The sequence below is a fragment of the Bartonella sp. AA9NXGY genome, from assembly GCF_042196845.1.
Lineage (GTDB): Bacteria > Pseudomonadota > Alphaproteobacteria > Rhizobiales > Rhizobiaceae > Bartonella.
Genome location: NZ_JBHIRB010000001.1, coordinates 220,848 through 238,990, shown reverse-complemented (window position 1 = coordinate 238,990; position 18,143 = coordinate 220,848). Strand labels below are relative to the sequence as shown.

The following is an 18,143-nucleotide window of genomic DNA, read 5'->3' as shown; positions in this document are numbered from 1 at the left end:
CATCTCACCCATCCAATACTCTGAATAAAACATATTACTGATGAAGAAATACAGCGTATTTTCAAGATCATAAAATTTCTTATTCTTTTGCGTTCATAACAACCAAAACATCAACATTTTTTATAACAAAAAAATGGTTTGGAATCACAATAGCTCCTTTTATCTTCATATGAAAAAATCAGTCTACATGTTACGCATTCCAACGTAGTAATATTTTTTTACAATATCTTTGGAAAATTGCCGCTTATTGCTGCCCTTGTTATCAACCAATAGCGATACATCAATGGCAAAGTTGCACTCTCTTGAAAAATTGCTGCCCCCAGCTGTATAGCTTTTTGAAGAGAAGCTGGTACAATGACCAATGGAAGAAAAGCTGGCTTAAGAACTCTAGGTAAAGTACAAGAATACTCGTAAAATTGGGTATAATGATCGCGCGATAATGCTACCATAGCTTCAACAATACAACCCTTTTGTTGATCGCTGAGACGATGAGATTCCAAATCTTCCCTATTCACTCCTACAGCCTTTAATATATCAGTGGGTAAATAATATTGATATCGTGATTGCATGAATGATAAAAGACGCAATACACCGCTTAATCCTTGAGAAATCCCTCCATGTTCATAGATATCTGTAAACTCTTGTGCAGTTTCAGGATCTAATATCTGACAAGAAAGCTGTAAAATTATGCCTGCTGTCTCACCACAATAATGCTCTAGATCATGAAGTGTTTCTATTGGATTGTGATAAAGATCTAAAATTTGCGCATCACAATAACGTAAAAAAGCTGTCTTAGGTAAATTAAAAAGAGTGATTGCTTTTAATAAATCATTCAAAATCGGATTGTTTCCACTCGTTTGCATTTCACCATGAGCAATAGCATCATACCACCAACGTAACCGTATTTCTCCTATGAGTGGGTCATGTACACTTTCGCGGATACGAGAAACTTCAGCATTAAATACATAAAGAGCAGCCAATGCTTGGCGCTTTTTTTTAGGTGCAAATAAAACCGATATATAGCGATCACGATCTATGGTACGTAAAATATCAAGACAATAAGGAAGAGAGCCTATCATTCTATGAACCTATTAACGTCCCTTTTTTAGCAATTAAATTAATACCCTCTTTTTATTCATATTAAAAAATGAAGGATAAGCAAATACAGTTCAGAAAATAAGATTTTTAAATGTGTCTCTTAACTGTATTATGAATTAAAATTTCTTTTCTAATCCCTTTTCGTTTTAGAAAGAAAAAAATTAAATAAATAATTTTTCTGATAAAACTTATCTTATCGGACTTCAAGTTTTCATTTGCAATAAAAAAGCTAAAAACCAATCGTAACATGCATAGTAAAACTTGAACAACAAACAATGCAAGACACTTTTTCAGTGGATAGATGACAATGTTATTTTATAAAAAATGCACTGATCACAAAAACTTCATCAAATCATTGACCTCCTCCCCATCCTAAAAGACAAAGGCTCTTACCAACACCAATTTGTAAAAAATCCAATTGCTCTCGGTACGTTTCTGTTACTATAAACGCATTGATTTATAATGATAATTTTGTGTTTTGTATGTTAAATTAGAATCCCAAATATCGTAGATATACTTTCATTTCAAACCAATTCCATGTTACATCAATAAAAACTATTCCCTTGCACGTCACAAGCGGAACTGGCTTGTAGGTAAAAACTGTATAAGAAAGAATTAAAATGCCTCTTATGAACCGTCTTAAGTGCCAAGAGCTGATCACTCATGTGATTCATTAGGAACTATGAGTAAACTTTGTCCTGAATACTTGCTGCTGTATTTAAAAAACACTTAATGTGTTAAGTTATGTATATTCTATACCCTTATATCACCGCCTTAAACGACAGTATTTTACAGCGCAGAAAATAATCACACAAGTCTTTCATGCTAGACCAGAGCCTTTGTTTTATTAAACAATACTCTATTCTACCGCAAATAATAACGCCGCAACAGCGCGATCTTCAGCCAATAAAACATTAAATGTACGCACCGCCGCTCCCGTACTCATTGTATCTGATGAAATACGTTTTTCCCATAAAAGCACCCGTAACTCTTCAGGTAATCGTAATAATTCAATTCCAGTACCTATTAATAAAACTTCGATTTCAGAAGCTTCTTCTAAAATACGAGATATATCCCTTTGAGTGGGAACAGGCCCTGCCATCTCAATGCCATAAATACCTGATGGTACACAAATAATAGAACCTCTATGAGACATATCAGCAAAACGAAACCCACCATTTCCATAAGCATCAATAGGTGCGCGACTTGGAAAATGTGCTTCACGAATTTGAATTGCATCGAACATGAATATGCACCTTTTATTTTTGAATAATCCAATTGTCTTTGCTTCTTCTCATCATAAAAATTAAAATAAGGCTGATATAAACATTGATATGTTAAACATAGCCTAGTATTGAAGTAAAAATTTTTATATAATGCCCTAATCTTCTCATACAACAAATATATGAAAATTTGGGAATAAACCGCGGTAAAATGCTATACCTGCTTAAATAAATCTATCTTTTAAAAAGTTTCCTCAGCTTATTTACTCACAAATTGCTTTTTATAAAAACAATGATCTTGTTTAAAAAACAGAAAAAAATTGCGTAACATTCTATAAATAAAACAACTATTTTAATAATCTAAAGAAAACAAAAACTCCATTTTCTGTAGCCACTATAAAAGCCTCTTTTTCAATGAAATTGTCTTGATCTTGCCAAGCTTTTTATAAAAATGCTTAAAAAATGTAATAAACTGCCATTACACCTTAAGATGCATTTTCCTTTGATACAGCTTTTTTCTCTTCAGAGATACTCATATCTTCTTTCGTTGTCTTTTTAGATTTAGACTTTTGTGGTGTTTTTGCTTTAGCATTAAGTTTTGACTTTTTTTCTGCAATCGGCTCACCTTTAACGCGCACATCAGCTAACGTTGAGCGAATAACACGAATATTCATACTCTCACCAATTTCAACCTCTAATTCACCACTCTCGTCGTGAACCTTCGTAACCTTGCCGATAATACCACCACCCGTTATAACTGTATCACCACGACGTACTGCATTAAGCATTTCTTGGCGTTTTTTCATTTGGGCACGCTGTGGACGAATCATAAAAAAATACATAATTGCAAAAATTAAAATGAATGGGACAGCGCTAGCAAATGAAATTCCACCGGAAACATCGCCTGCAACTTGAGCATAAGCGTTCGTCATAAACATTTTTATCTCCTATAGTTAAACCTCAGGTATTTCCCACTCTATTAAAATGAAATTCCGATACAGAAAAAATTCCTAAAGAATTTATCATAAAAAGCAATAACTACATAATCTAATCACAGCTTTACAAAAATACAATAAATCCTTAAGAGGCAGAATACCAAAATACAATGAGAAAAATCTTAAAAAATAGATTCACTTTCCCCTATTGTATATCCTACAATATAAATCTTTTCACTAACTCAATAAATTATACAAGATAATTTTTCTAATGAACAAACTTAATTTATATAGATAATTTATCGTTTTTGATATCAAATGACAGATCTAAATACAATAAAACGCTCTCATTTCAAACCTTCTGAATTAATCAAAACGATTTTCTTGCACGTCACACATATGAAATGAGCCTGTAGATAAAAACTTTTTAAGAAAGGCGTGAAAATATCTTTTTTCATGCTTCTCTCAAATGCAAGAGCAATTGGAACACTCAAAGCTGACAAATAGTATGATACTATTGTCTTACACTTTCATAAATACAAAGATGGTAATATCTAACGACCCCAACGAACTACTTTTCTAAAACCAATGATTTTTTGCTGCTATGTTATTGATTTAAGAAAATCAATTGTTTTTCATGAATTTTCTATAAACTGTAAGACTATTCAAATGTAAAAGTCATCAATAAATTAGTTTTCTAAATATTTAAGGGGATCAACAGGTAATGAATTCTTACGCATCTCAAAATAGACACGTGGCGTTTTAACATTTCCTGAAACACCAGATTTAGCAATCTCATCACCGCGCCTTATCCTTTGTCCTTTGTTAACAACAAGCTTACTATTACATCCATAAATAGTGATAATATCATTTTCATGTCGAATCATCACAACATTACCAAGCTCTTTTAGTCCATCTCCCGCATAAATAACCACACCATTTTCTGCCGCCTTTACCGAAGACCCTTCAGGCACTGCAATATCTATTCCTCGATTCATTACTGTTCCCTTTTTTTGACCGAACTGGCTTAATAAACGCCCTCGTACTGGCCAACGCATCTTAGAAATTCCTGTGGCTTGCGGAGTCGTCATATTATCTGTATTCGTAACAGTACTTGACAAACCAGTCTCATGTTTCAATTGCGTCATCTGTTTAGAAAAATTTTTCTCAGAACTTGATTTGTTCATCTTTGCAGAGGGTGGCGTTGTTACAGGAGCTTTATATATAGGAGAGGACTTCTTGTTTTTTATAGAGGACATCACTTGAGATTGGGATGCAGATTCTGTTGTTGACACTGCCCAATCGTTATTATTGTGTGCATTTGAAGCTGCTAATGTACGCCTGCTTGGAACAACAAGGACCTGACCGATATAAATGGAATTGCTGTTTATACCATTTGCTAATTTTAATGCCTCAACACTAACCCCTACTTGTCGTGCAATACTGAGCAGTGTATCTCCGCTCTGGACAATATAAGAATTCCGCCGAAAAATAGGAGATTTATCCATTTGTGAACGAGAAAGTGTTCCAAGATTACGTGGAGGGGAGCCCATAACGCGACCATCAGAAGAAGTTATCCTATCTTGATGTGGAAAATTATAGGGGGAATTATCATCTCCCCACGAATCATCGCTTGATTCCACAGGTGGCAATTCAGTGCTTTGTATCATACCACTACCGTATGATAGCATTCGCGGGTCTGTATACATAGTGCTTGATATATTTGATTGAGATGATACCGTACGATGAGAGAACGTATTGGAAAAACGCTGTGTACCAGAACTACAACCAGCAACAATAGTTACCACCGCTAACAAAGTTATTCTCTGAAAATTATGCTGGAAAATATTATCCAAAGCTTTTAGACACATCGTTTTGCTCACTCATCAATAATCAACTCACTCCATTAAAGCTTTTTTAAATTACCGAAGAGTTAAAATGAGATGTTTTATTCATAAATATCTTTATATAAGATCAAAATGAATTTAACGTAGACAATTCGCAGAAACTTCTTAGCTTTTAAAAATTAAAGTATCTCCGCAATGCCTTTAATAAAAGGTTGGTAACGCACTTGGAACAGTTCTAAACACTCAAATCGACTACCAATTTTTGTATAGCGCGTCACCGTTTGTACCCCTTCGTCAGGTCCTATCGCCTGAATGAGAATTCCATTTTCAGCTAAAAGTTCTAAAAATTCCTTTGGTTCATCAAAACGTGATGGCCAAATAAGAATGCGATCAAATGATCCTAAGCCTGTCACGCTATGACTTCCATCAATCTGCCGTATAACAATATTTTCAATTCCTAAAGTTTGAAATTTTTGGCGTGCTAAATCAACAAGCGTTTTATAACGATCAATCGTTGTCACACGGTCACTCAGACATGCCATAAGAGCAGTACAAAAACCAGATCCTGTACCAATTTCTAAGACACGATGCCTTTTTTTCAACGATAATGCCGAAAGAATTAAGAGTTGTTCTTCCAAACGTTCCATATATTCACCACACTCAAGGGGAATAACTTTATTATCATAAGCACTATTGAACCAAGGAGCAGCAACAAACTGTTGACGCGGAATTTTCTCTAATGCCGAAAAAAATCGCACGTCATCAATGCCTTTGCTACGCATTTTCAGTACAAGAGCGGCTAACTCCTCACGAAATTGTAAAATACCCTTTTGCCCCATAGTATCATTCAATCTCCAATGGAGGTGCACTTTTATCATACTGACAAACTGCTTCTTTTAAAAAGGCAAAAACTTGCATCTGTGTATCATCACCTCTTGGCAATAAACGCATATTGTCTCTCCTTTCGTAAAATTAAGCAGTAATACAGCGCATGCCTCCCATATAAGGTTGTAAAACATCTGGAATAATAATTGATCCATCAGCCTGTTGATAATTTTCAAGTACGGCAATAAGACAACGTCCAACAGCCGTACCAGAACCATTAAGGCTATGAACAAAATGCAATTTTTTATCGCCGTCTTTACGATAGCGCGCATTCATACGACGACCTTGAAAATCTCCACAAACTGAACAGCTAGAAATTTCACGATAACATTCTTGACCAGGAAGCCAAACCTCGATGTCATAGGTTTTACGCGCTGCAAACCCCATATCACCCGTAGAAAGAACCACTGTGCGAAAAGGCAAACCAAGCCGTTTTAATATATCTTCTGCACATTCCGTCATACGTTCCAATTCAATTAAAGACTGCTCTTCACTGGTAATCGAGACCATTTCAACTTTCCAAAATTGATGCTGACGCAACATACCGCGCGTATCACGACCGGCTGCTCCCGCCTCTGAACGAAAACAGGGAGATAAAGAAGAAAATCGCAGTGGTAAATCTGATATTTCAAAAATTTCATCGTTGACCAAATTGGTTAATGGCACTTCTGCTGTGGAAATAAGCCATCGACCATCTGTTGTACGAAAAAGGTCTTCAGCAAATTTCGGTAATTGTGCTGCTCCGTAAACAATCTCATCACGAACAAGAAGAGGTACTGAGACTTCTGTGTAACCATTCTCATTGACATGCACATCAAGCATAAATTGGCCTAATGCTCGTTCTAGCCGTGCTAACGCCCCTGAAAGTACTGTAAAACGTGTTCCAGACAAACGACTAGCTCGTTCAAAATTCATCTGTTTGAGATCTTGACCAAGATCAAAATGTTCCTTTGGTGTAAAATTAAATGTTGGAGGTGTACCAAAATGTCGAATGACGACATTATCACTTTCATCTTTACCTTCTGGAACATCATCTAATGGAATATTGGGAAGTGCTGAAAGAATTTTCTCAAGACTCTCCGTCAGCTGTTTTTCTTCCACTGTTGCAGAGGAAAGAAAAGCTTTAATCTCTTCAACTTCAGCTTTAAGACGTTCAGCCATTTGCTGATCCGATACCGCTAAAGCCTGTCCTATTTCCTTTGAAACAGCATTGCGACGTTCCTGCGCCAATTGCACCTTAGCAATATGCGACCGACGTGCAAGATCAAGTTGTATTAACCTTTCAGCTTGTGGCTCAAGACCTCTACTTACGAGTGCTTTATCTAATTTCTCAGGATTGTCACGAATCCACTTAATATCAAGCATAAAAATTCCTCATTTATATTGTTTTTATTCATTCCTTATCGCATAAGATTATACACTTTTCTTAAGCGGATTTTCTTCTCTTTTCTATACTGTAAGCAATTAAAATTGAAATCTCGTAAAGTGCTATTGTTGGTAAAGCCACTGCAAACATCGTAAAAAAATCCGACGGCGTTATGATTGCCGCAATGATAAAAGAGAGCAAAATAGCCCATTTTCGTTTAGACACCAAATCATGAGACGTTAAAAATCCAATTTTTGTTAAAAGACTGATGACAAGAGGTAATTGAAAAATCAAACCAAAAATTAGGATAAATGATGTCATAAAGCCCAAATAATCAGAAATACGCACTATAAACTCTATTTTTAAATGAACATCTGGAAGAAATTGTTGAGAAAGGCTAAACCATAGTATTATTGGCGCTAATAGACCATAAACAAACGCTCCCCCAATACAAAATAAAATAGGCCCCCCAATGAGAAATGGTAAAAAAGCCATCCGCTCATTTTTATAAAGCCCTGGTGCAATAAAACTATAAAACTGAAAAGCCGTATAGGGAAAAGATAAAATAATTCCCCCAAAAGCAGAAAGCTTCATCTTCGTTAAAAAAGTTTCCCATACTTGCGTTGATTGCAAACGAATACCCTCAGGGTTACCCCCTGCTATTTTCATTGCCCACTGATATGGCCATAGTAAAAAATTTAAGATATAATCTTTAACAAGAAAACACATCATAAAAGCGATCATAAATGCAACCAAGGCAGAAATAATTCGCTGACGAAGTTCAATTAAATGTTCTAAAAGTGGAGCCATATTAGCATCAACTTCATTTTTTTTTACATTCATGACATATCTTCTTTTTCTTTATCTTTAGGAGAAACAAAAATGTTTTCAGAATGATGAGAAGCTATAGAAACTGTCATATCTTTCTTGATTACCTTTTGATCACATTCCAAAATTTCTTTATCTTTTTTTGATTTATGATGTGTTTCCTTAACATCCCAATTATCGTGGATATCCTCTAATATATTTTGAGTGGGATCAAAAGTTTCTGCCAACTTCTTGCTTGAATCGCTAATATCCGAACATACTTTTTGCAAATCATCGCGCTCGATTTGTTTTATTACATCATCAAACTGATGACGAAGTTCATTTGCTGTTGAATACACATACGCTCTTATCTTTGCTACTGTCTTTAATATTTTAGGTAAATCTTTTGGTCCAACGACAATGATGAGAACAAGTAAGATTACGATAAACTCTGGTCCGTCAATCCCAAACATCTCTTAATTCGACTTTCTCATCAAAAAATATTGCACAATGATGATTGCATTTTTGTTACTGTTTTTTAGCAACAGATGTTTTGCTTTTTTTAGAAACAGAAGAAACCTTTCTGCGTGCTGTTGCATGTTTTACCGATAACGGCTGAGATTGTTGAGATTCTACATCAATCATTTGGGAAGTAGGAGCCATTTCAACTTTATCCTCAATGCCGTCATCTTCTTCTTTCATATTTTTTTTGAAGGCTTTAATTCCTTTAGCAACATCGCCCATTAATTCAGAAATTTTACCGCGACCGAAAAGCACAAAGATAATCAATAAAATTATAATTAAATGCGTTGGTGAAAAAATATTACCCATTATTCTCTCTAACTTTATGCTTTTAAATTTGATTTCATTTATCCATGCTTCCCCTGAAGAATGTATCAAATATAATATCTTACTTATATATTTTCTTCTTAACTTAAAAGCAATTACACGCTTTTATTGCAAAAAGAACTTTTTATCCTCTCATCCTTTTTTAGCGTATTATAACACAAACCATTCAAAAATGATAAACCACTTCATACAAAGTTCAAAACACTTAAAAACTTTTCTAAAATAACTTCATCTGATCTCTTAGGTTACTCATCTTCCTGTAAATACTATAGCCAATGTCTTTCCTTTTAAACAATGCTTTACATATCATTACAAACATTTCTGCCAAATTATCCTTTACTGATAAAAATCATAACATGCTGTAAAACATTTTACGTATTCAATTAAAAAAATCAGAAAGAAAAATCTCTAAAAAACTTTCTTAACACATCATCAGTCTCTTCAAAAACGATCATCTTACGCACAACATTTATTCTTTGCGTTGGGGTGGAAATTTTATCATCCATTATTCCATATACAATACGAAATATGAGCCATCATAGCATTCAATTAAATATCTGGCGTGTAAATAAAACTATTAGCGGAAAGAGTAAAAATGTACTTTATGAACCAACTCAAGTGCCAAGAGGTATTGCAATACTGCTAAAAAATAAAAAAGGTACCAGCTTGTGCCTTTATTCAGTAAAATACCTCCATATAACCAGCTCTCTAAACCACTGTATGCTCTAACTATTACAAGTCTCCGGATTCTGGGCATGCGTTCTCATAATATCATGTGTTTAACCTATCTCAGTATTGAAAACAGAATGGGCATGAATTGAAAATTACATTCAATCAAAAGCATGGTACCGAAGCATAATCCATATAAAAAGAATTTCTTATCCTAGCCTTTTTTATAAGATTACCTCATAAAGCCGCTCGATAATACAGTGTTAGAGATAGATAAACCTATTTACTTTAGTTTAAAATTCCTCATTTTGATTGAGATAGCTTGCAGAGCACATATCAATTTTCAAAAGTTTTATTTTAGCATCATACACAATAACCTAGCTATTTAGCGTGTATAATGTAAAGCTTCGGCTCCGCTTAAAACAATGAAATTCATTCACACTTTTACAAAAATCTATCACTATAACACCAGCACTTTATTGCTCTATCCATAATTTTACGCTTGCTAAAAAACTTATAAATGTAACAATGTTTTTATCAACCATTTGAAATTCTTTAATCTTTAAACAAAATGAATTTGAAAGATACCCTTCAATTTTTCAACAAACTTCAATAATATTCTCGTTAATTGAGTTTTTTTATAGTTTTCCTGAAAGAGTCCGCGGTCATAAAAAAATCTCTTACAACATAAATATCTCTATTGAAATGTTTGATCTCTTCTTGTCTATCTTTCATATAAAAAAATTAAAATTTTAACGATTAATCTCATTATATAAAAATAGCTCTGTGAATAAATGCTCTGATGACATTAATATTTTTTCTGTAGTGTATAATTTGGGAGTGAGGGTATTGTTTGATTTCTACAAGAGTATTTTTATGGATATCAATTCTATTATTCTATGCTAATAATCCGGTACAGTTATACATATGATAGAGTTTACTCCATGAATTATCGGCATATTTATCATGCTGGCAATTTTGCTGATGTTTTTAAACACATTATTGTCACTCGCATTGTAGAATATCTCAAACGCAAAGAAAAAGCTTTTCGCGTTATAGATACGCATGCTGGAATCGGTATTTATGACCTTTCTTCTTTAGAAGCACATAAAACAGGAGAGTGGCGCGAAGGTGTCCAACGACTTTTTTCAACTCCTATCCCAGAAGATTTAAGAACACTCCTTTGTCCATGGTGTGATATCATTGATGCCCTCAATAAAGGGGAAAAAGAAATTGTATTTTATCCTGGATCTCCTGTTCTTATTCGTCAATTATTACGGAAACAAGATCGCCTCACCGCAATAGAATTGCACAATGAAGATTATCATATTTTAGCAAAAAACTTTGCAGGAGATTATCAAACAAAAGTTCTGCATTTAGATGGTTGGCTTTCCTTAAATGCTCATGTACCACCAAAAGAAAAACGTGGTTTTATCCTTGTTGACCCTCCCTTTGAAAAAGCTGGAGAGTTTTCCCGCCTTATTGATGGATTAACGAAAGCCTATCGTCGCTTTTCTGGAGGAATCTACGCTTTATGGTATCCTGTTAAATATGACAAAGAAATTGAAAGTTTTCTTCACGCGCTTTATCAAACCGGAATTCCTAAGATTCTACAGCTTGAAATGCGTATCCGAAAAAATTCAAGTCCACCGACAATGAATGGAAGTGGTATGATTATTATTAACCCTCCCTACCTTTTGGAAGAAGAAATGAAAAAACTCAGCCCCTTTCTTATCAACCGTCTTGGACAAGATGAAAATGCCAAAATAACGCATAAGTGGCTTCAAAAAGAACATCTATTATTTTAGATCTTTCTCTAATATTTTTCCTAAATCAAATATCATGTTGTAAAATACAAAGGCATTAAATGATAAAGTTCTTTGATTCTTTGGATAATATCAACATATTATAATGGTAAGCTAATAACGATCAGCGTGAATTATTTTTTTTAGAAAGCCTATCCTCTTAATCATCATGGATTTCTTATTTCAATCCATTTTAATGGATAAATTGGGCAAATTCATAAAGCTGTCTTAGAATAACAACTCTCATATTTTTTATGAAAGATCGGCTCTCTAAAATCATACTCTTATGTTATAAGATATTATTTATAGAAAAAAATTATAAAGACATAAATAATCATTATTTAACAAAAAAGAATATTTCATATATTAAACAAACAACATATTCGTAATAAACGGAATGGTCCTGAAAAATAATACAAATTGTCCGCAAAATGAACGGGAAAATCTTTCTTTTCTCTCTAATATTACATGGCATAATGCTAATCAAAGCAATGAGAAAAATCAATTCCAAGGTATCAAGTTCATACAAGAGTTTGTTAGACACCTTCCGCATAAGCCAGGGGTTTACCGGATGATTGGTGAAAATGGTGATATTCTCTATGTTGGAAAAGCTCGTAATCTCAAAAAACGTGTTTCAAACTATACACGTGAACAAGGACACAATAATCGTATTACCCGCATGATTCGTGCAACATATCATATGGAATTTATCGTCACCCATACAGAAACAGAAGCACTCCTTTTAGAAGCCAATCTCATCAAAAGATTGCATCCACATTTTAATGTACTCCTACGTGATGATAAAAGTTTTCCTTATATTATGATTACAGATGATCATCGAGTGCCTGCACTTTACAAACATCGTGGTGCTCGAATACGAAAAGCTCACTATTTTGGTCCTTTTGCTTCTGCTGGTGCAGTGACACAAACAGTTCATGTTTTACAACGCGTCTTTTTATTACGAACCTGTACTGATTCAGTTTTTGAAAACCGTACACGCCCCTGCTTGCTTTATCAAATTAAGCGATGTTCTGCACCTTGTACTCATGAAATTAGTGACAGTGATTATAAAGAACTGGTGAAAGGAGCAAAAGCGTTCCTTTCGGGAAAAGATCAATCTATTAAAAGCGATATGGTTCAAGCTATGCATAAAGCCGCTGAAAATCTCGATTTTGAACAAGCAGCTTCCTATCGTGACCGCTTATCAGCCCTTTCTCACATACAAAGCCATCAAAGTATTAATCCTCAAACGATAAAAGAAGCGGATGTATTTGCAATTGCGCAAAAAGAAGGAATGACCTGTATTCAAGTGTTCTTTTTTCGCATGGGGCAAAATTGGGGAAACCGTGCCTATTTTCCTAAAGCAGATCCCTCTTTTTCCCGCACTGAAATTTTAGCGAGTTTTCTTGCCCAATTTTACGATGATAAACCACTTCCTAAAAGCATCCTTTTATCTGAAGAAATTGAAGAAAAGACACTTCTTACAGAGGCATTTAGTCTTAAAGCAAATCACAAAGTGTCCCTCTCTTTACCTAAACAAGGTGAACGAAAAACTCTTGTTAATCGTGCCTATCTCAATGCTCATGAAGCACTTGAACATAAGCTTTCTGAAACAGCCACCCATACAAAATTGCTTCAAGGTCTTGCTAAAACATTCCAACTACCTTTTCCTCCACGCCGGATAGAAGTCTATGACAATTCTCATATCATGGGAACAAATGCTGTAGGAGCTATGATTGTTGCTGGTCAAATGGGATTTATTAAAAATCAATATCGAAAATTCAACATTCGCTCAACAGATATCACGCCTGGCGATGATTTTGGCATGATGAAAGAAGTGATTAAACGAAGATTTTCACGCCTTATCAAAGAGTATGATCTGCCAAATAGAAGTCATGACATAAAAGATGATGATCTTTTTCCCATTTGGCCTGACCTTATCTTAATCGATGGTGGTGAAGGACAAATCAACAGCGTACATGCAATACTTGCTGAATTACAATTAAATGATCTCTTCACAGTTGTTGGAATCGCCAAAGGTGTTGACCGTCATGCGGGACGTGAACGATTTTTTATAAAAGGTATTCCCCCCTTTACACTTCCTCCACGTGATCCTATCCTCTATTTTTTGCAACGTCTGCGTGATGAAGCACACCGTTTTGCGATTGGAACTCATAGGATAAAACGAAAAAAAGCAACATTCAAAAACCCACTTGATGAAATCGAAAATATCGGTCCGACAAGAAAGCGTGCATTGCTTCATCATTTTGGAAGTGCCAAAGCTGTTGCTAGTGCCTCATTTGAAGATTTAAAAAAAGTTACGGGAATCTCTATGACAATTGCACAAAAAATTTATAACCATTTTCATGAAAAATAGGCTTGTTTCATTACCTTCGCCTTGTTACGTTTAGGAAATATATTCTCTTTCACAAGAATTAAAAATGGCTCCATGAAAAATCATACTTTTTCTTTTCCAAATATTTTAACTTATGCACGAATTGTTGCAGTCCCAATGGTTGTTGCATGCTTTTTTTTAGAAGGGCGACTACAATCAAGTGATATCACTCGCTGGATTGCTGTTTCTATTTTTATCGTTGCATCCATTACTGACTTTCTTGACGGTTACCTTGCTCGTATTTGGGAACAAACATCCAATATTGGTCGCATGTTAGATCCAATTGCCGATAAACTTCTCGTCTCTGCTTGTTTGCTCTTGCTTGCCGCAGACAGTACCATCGCTGGGTGGACACTATGGGCAGCTATTATCATTCTTTGCAGAGAAATTCTTGTATCAGGATTACGTGAATATTTGGCTGAGTTAAAAGTTAGTGTTCCTGTCTCTCGTCTTGCAAAATGGAAAACTTTTGTACAGATGATCGCTATTGTATTTCTTTTAGCTGGACCAGCCGGTAATAAAATTTTCCCTTACACAGTAGAGTTTGGCATTACTATGTTGTGGATTTCTGCCCTCCTTACATTGTGGACAGGGTGGGATTATTTTCGTGCAGGTTTAAAACACGTTATCCTATGAAGAGTATGGAGATTTATAATGATAATTTATCTTTTTGTACTTAAATAAGAGATAAGAATAGCATAAGATTGATTTATTTTTATTAATGATAAATCAATCAAACACTGTTTTGCACATTACAAATAAGGGGGACGTGTAGATAAAAGCTATTCAAAAAAGAGTAAATAGGCTTTATATTTTCGTAAAAGCAGCTGTAATATTAAAAGCTAAAAAAACGATTAATGCTCTATATGCTTTCAAAAAAATCTATAATCTTATAAGCAAAAAACCGAAACATAGTGTTTCGGATTTTTGCTTCTTATATACGCTTTATTATTATAAACGCTTTATTAACCAACAATTTCTACCTCAGGAAACCAAAAGGCGATTTCTGTTTTTGCCGTTTCAGCACTATCGGATCCATGGACAGAATTTTCGCCAATCGATAAAGCATGAACCTTACGAATTGTCCCTTCTTCTGCATTACTAGGATTCGTAGCCCCCATTACTTCACGGTTTTTAGCTATTGCATTTTCACCTTCCAAAACTTGTACAACGGTTGGACCAGAAGACATGAATTCAACCAATTCACTAAAAAAAGGACGTTCTTTATGAACAGCATAAAATTTTTCAGCCTCACGTTTGCTCATCCAGACACGTTTAGACGCAATAACACGTAGCTCCGCATCCTCAAGCATTTTAGTAATTGCGCCAATCAAATTACGACGGGTTGCGTCTGGTTTAATCATCGAAAAAGTACGCTCTAAAGCCATTTAACCACCTTTATTTCATTGATAACATTCTCTGGCCATTTCTATAGCGAGCAAGGAGCCCTTTGCCAAGTGACTCTGCAAAAATCTATACAAATTCTCAAAAATATAGAATAAATTATAAAGAAAACTTTAATAAAAATCCTGCAATTGCTCATCCCATCATAAAAATGCGCTACCGACTCTTAATAAATATTGAATCTTCTTCCATAATTTTAAATGCTTCCTATCAAAATTATCATTGAAATCAATCAAAAAATAACCATATCGTTAGAAACTATAGCGTACACCTAAAATACCCTGAAAGGACTGTTTTGTTTTATGTCCTTTAACATAATGGGCCTCACCATATAACTTTAACTTCTCACTCACAAAACTGCTTAAACCTAATCCTAACTTACCTGCATTGCCCGATAAGTCCGTGGTAAATGGATGACGTTGATTAATTAATGTTTGATTGTCATCTTTATTCTCACGCAACCATGCTGCTGTAATATACGCAAGCGATGAGGAATCCATGTGAGAACCAAATTCATATCCTAAAGATAAGCCAACCTCACTGCGTAATGAAGTAAATGGACGCATGTCACCTGTCATGCCATTCGATAACTTGATTTCTTTACCCTCAACACGCAACCATGTAAATTGTCCATAAGGCTGCAACCAACTGTTCTTTGACGTCTTAAGTCGATAACCAGCTTCAAAGGAAGTTCCCAATGCCCTTTGAGTATATGTTCCTTCAATCTCTAAACCATTCGTTGAAACGGCTTTTAGAGTATTTTGATAATGATTGTATTTTAAAATACCATCGAGATACCATCCACTATGATCAAAATAAGTGACATAAGCACCAATACCATAAGTATTGATTCCACTGTTACCCCCCCGTGCATGCGCAACACGGGCACGATCATAACTGCCAAAACCACCTATATAAAATTCTCCATTTTCCCACTCGCTTAAACCATTGATCCCCAAAACGATACCGGTCTGATCCAGTTTAAAATCTATATGCTCTGTAACAACACTCTCTTTAGATTTAATCGCATAGGTCCATAAAGCCGTATTCTTTTTACTTTTATCTAGAATTCCTCTTCCCGCACGTACGGTTTGCATTTCATTGTGAAAAATCATCGCTGGAGCCACAGACATAGACAATACCGCATCTGTAGAGGGAGTGGTCAAAAAGTGAGAAACTGAAAGTTTCTCACTCAATTGTGGAAAAGGTTGTTCTTTATGAACTGGACGCAAAGTCATTTGATCGGCTAAAGATTGAGAAGAGGTTGAAACAGCAGTTTGTTGTTTTTCATCAGAAAAAGGATGAAGACCTGATAGAGGAAACGCTACAAGAGTCTGATTTTCTTGAGAGGGAGATACAGAAACACTAGAGACATTCTGTGCCCCTCTTAAATGACGTGGAGGTCGTGGTTTAGATGGCTGTTTTTTAGTAAGTGGACGAGGACCGGTATTTTTTCCTTCAGAAGAAGCCCCTTGATCAGACTGTATACCCGTATCAGCAGACAATGCAAGAGGAATCTTCGCTTTCTTATTCACACACTCTACTTCAGAATTAGAACCTTCCGTATCTCCAGAAGCTCTACTTAAATACCAAATTGTAGCACTACCACTAGAATCAGCACATCTTCCTCTCTTCACTAAGCGATACTGATAGGTTCCACCATCAACAGCTGTAATGTCCTTGCCCAAAAGATCTGCCAGAGTAAAATTAGCTCCGCCATTGTGGCTTCTATCGGTAATTAACGGAAGCTCAGTAACCAAACTATTCCTTTGTGAGAGAGGACCTGTAATTTCACGTCCAGAATCTGCAATATTTATTTTGTGATTCCCTGAGCCCTCACCAATCAACAAATAATCACTCGCATCCCACGTAGCGCTAATATTGAATCGAAAATGTAAATCCCCTGAAAGTCTCTCAACATAAAGTGAAATATGACGTGGATCATACGGAATAGAAGAAAAAATAACAGTCCCACCCTGCCCCCCTAAATCTTTAATTTTAATCTGTGGTTTTTCTCCTATCTTCCGTTCACCAACCTCAAATATTATCTCATCCACGCTCTCTTCTATAGGAATTTTTTTCTTAGTTATATGATTTGTCCTATCGCCAGCGAATAAATAAAGTTCTCCGCCACCATTGATCCTTACTTCTCCAACGACTTCTTGTACACCAACATGGAACCACGATTTAGCAAAATCGGTAATTGTTAAAGTATCTACAAATCCCATAGGATATACAACTTGAATAGCTTGATCCTTCAAAGTAGTTTTCACAGACTCCCCTAGTGCTAAGACATGCTGTCTCCCATTCCCAGAAACTTCTGTAAACATTGCTCTCCCCCCTTCCTTTCTTTGCCCCGCATAAATATTTTGTTCTCCATCATTTCCCACTTTCGCATACCAAGCACCTCCCCCATCATACACATTCTGCTGCCCTATTGCTCCATCTACACCAGTAACTGTGGAATTATATGCACTACTCCGTCTCAACACGCGTGTAAGATCAATATTGGGCTCTTCATGAATAAACTGCTTACCACCTCTAACTTCAGCATTAATTGCAGTTCCTCCGCGTACAACTATCTGCATCCCACCTTTTTTAATATTAGATCCTACGGAGGATTTTCCATTATCAACAAGCTCTACATCACCATCTTTGAGAATAGTATTATTGCGAAAAAAATTAGACATCAGTGCTATTTTTTTTTCTTCCTCTTCTCTATTTACCACATGTGTTGCTCTTGTTAGCACTCTATTCCTACTCTCAACTGCACTTGCAGATTGCACAAGACAACTACTGATCATCAATACTGAAAAACTTAATTTGTATCTATACCGCATTATCCACACTCCACTCTCAA

14 protein-coding genes are annotated in these 18,143 nt (G+C 35.4%); 3 read left to right on the top strand and 11 right to left on the bottom strand.

The features are described from left to right. Window positions 1-218: 218 nt before the first annotated feature. The 9 genes from ACFIM6_RS00985 to tatA form a co-directional block, all read right to left on the bottom strand. Entirely contained in the window at window positions 219-1,079 is an 861-nt protein-coding gene (locus ACFIM6_RS00985) for a phytoene/squalene synthase family protein (protein WP_375611260.1), read from the bottom strand. Between the two features lie 878 nt (window positions 1,080-1,957). Next, window positions 1,958-2,344, bottom strand: a complete 387-nt coding sequence (locus ACFIM6_RS00980) for an Mth938-like domain-containing protein (protein ID WP_375611259.1) — start codon at window positions 2,342-2,344, stop codon at window positions 1,958-1,960. 462 nt (window positions 2,345-2,806) lie between these two features. Beyond that, complete coding sequence (gene yajC, locus ACFIM6_RS00975) at window positions 2,807-3,259, bottom strand: preprotein translocase subunit YajC (RefSeq protein ID WP_375611258.1); 453 nt, start codon at window positions 3,257-3,259, stop codon at window positions 2,807-2,809. A 686-nt stretch (window positions 3,260-3,945) separates the two neighbouring features. Next, window positions 3,946-5,127: a peptidoglycan DD-metalloendopeptidase family protein gene (locus tag ACFIM6_RS00970; protein WP_375611257.1), complete on the bottom strand. Its 1,182-nt coding sequence runs from the start codon at window positions 5,125-5,127 to the stop codon at window positions 3,946-3,948. A gap of 155 nt (window positions 5,128-5,282) precedes the next feature. Next, window positions 5,283-5,942 (bottom strand): protein-L-isoaspartate(D-aspartate) O-methyltransferase, encoded by a 660-nt coding sequence (locus ACFIM6_RS00965; protein ID WP_273791164.1) that lies wholly within the window; start codon window positions 5,940-5,942, stop codon window positions 5,283-5,285. Between the two features lie 133 nt (window positions 5,943-6,075). Further along, entirely contained in the window at window positions 6,076-7,353 is a 1,278-nt protein-coding gene (serS, locus tag ACFIM6_RS00960) for a serine--tRNA ligase (protein ID WP_375611256.1), read from the bottom strand. A 61-nt stretch (window positions 7,354-7,414) separates the two neighbouring features. Then, complete coding sequence (tatC, locus tag ACFIM6_RS00955; RefSeq protein WP_375611255.1) at window positions 7,415-8,197, bottom strand: twin-arginine translocase subunit TatC; 783 nt, start codon at window positions 8,195-8,197, stop codon at window positions 7,415-7,417. Further along, complete coding sequence (locus ACFIM6_RS00950) at window positions 8,194-8,634, bottom strand: twin-arginine translocase subunit TatB (protein ID WP_375611254.1); 441 nt, start codon at window positions 8,632-8,634, stop codon at window positions 8,194-8,196. The genes tatC and ACFIM6_RS00950 overlap by 4 nt, the downstream gene beginning before the upstream one ends. 55 nt (window positions 8,635-8,689) lie before the next feature. Then, complete coding sequence (gene tatA, locus ACFIM6_RS00945; protein ID WP_375611300.1) at window positions 8,690-8,992, bottom strand: twin-arginine translocase TatA/TatE family subunit; 303 nt, start codon at window positions 8,990-8,992, stop codon at window positions 8,690-8,692. Between the two features lie 1,631 nt (window positions 8,993-10,623). On the opposite strand from tatA, the gene ACFIM6_RS00940 reads away from it, so the two are divergent. The 3 genes from ACFIM6_RS00940 to pgsA all read left to right on the top strand — a co-directional run bounded on the left by ACFIM6_RS00940 (window position 10,624) and on the right by pgsA (window position 14,515). After that, window positions 10,624-11,487, top strand: a complete 864-nt coding sequence (locus ACFIM6_RS00940) for a 23S rRNA (adenine(2030)-N(6))-methyltransferase RlmJ (RefSeq protein ID WP_375611253.1) — start codon at window positions 10,624-10,626, stop codon at window positions 11,485-11,487. A gap of 394 nt (window positions 11,488-11,881) precedes the next feature. After that, window positions 11,882-13,861, top strand: coding sequence for an excinuclease ABC subunit UvrC (gene uvrC, locus ACFIM6_RS00935; protein WP_375611252.1), 1,980 nt, complete (start codon window positions 11,882-11,884; stop codon window positions 13,859-13,861). Window positions 13,862-13,933: 72 nt separating this feature from the next. Beyond that, window positions 13,934-14,515, top strand: a complete 582-nt coding sequence (gene pgsA / locus ACFIM6_RS00930; RefSeq protein ID WP_273723320.1) for a CDP-diacylglycerol--glycerol-3-phosphate 3-phosphatidyltransferase — start codon at window positions 13,934-13,936, stop codon at window positions 14,513-14,515. A gap of 329 nt (window positions 14,516-14,844) precedes the next feature. Here pgsA and ndk read toward each other — a convergent pair whose 3' ends face one another. Together ndk and bafA are read right to left on the bottom strand one after the other, a co-directional pair. After that, complete coding sequence (gene ndk, locus ACFIM6_RS00925) at window positions 14,845-15,267, bottom strand: nucleoside-diphosphate kinase (RefSeq protein ID WP_375611251.1); 423 nt, start codon at window positions 15,265-15,267, stop codon at window positions 14,845-14,847. Window positions 15,268-15,534: 267 nt separating this feature from the next. Beyond that, the gene (gene bafA, locus ACFIM6_RS00920) at window positions 15,535-18,123 is read right to left on the bottom strand and encodes a BafA family autotransporter (RefSeq protein ID WP_375611250.1); all 2,589 of its coding nucleotides are present in this window, start codon (window positions 18,121-18,123) and stop codon (window positions 15,535-15,537) included. Window positions 18,124-18,143: the final 20 nt, after the last annotated feature.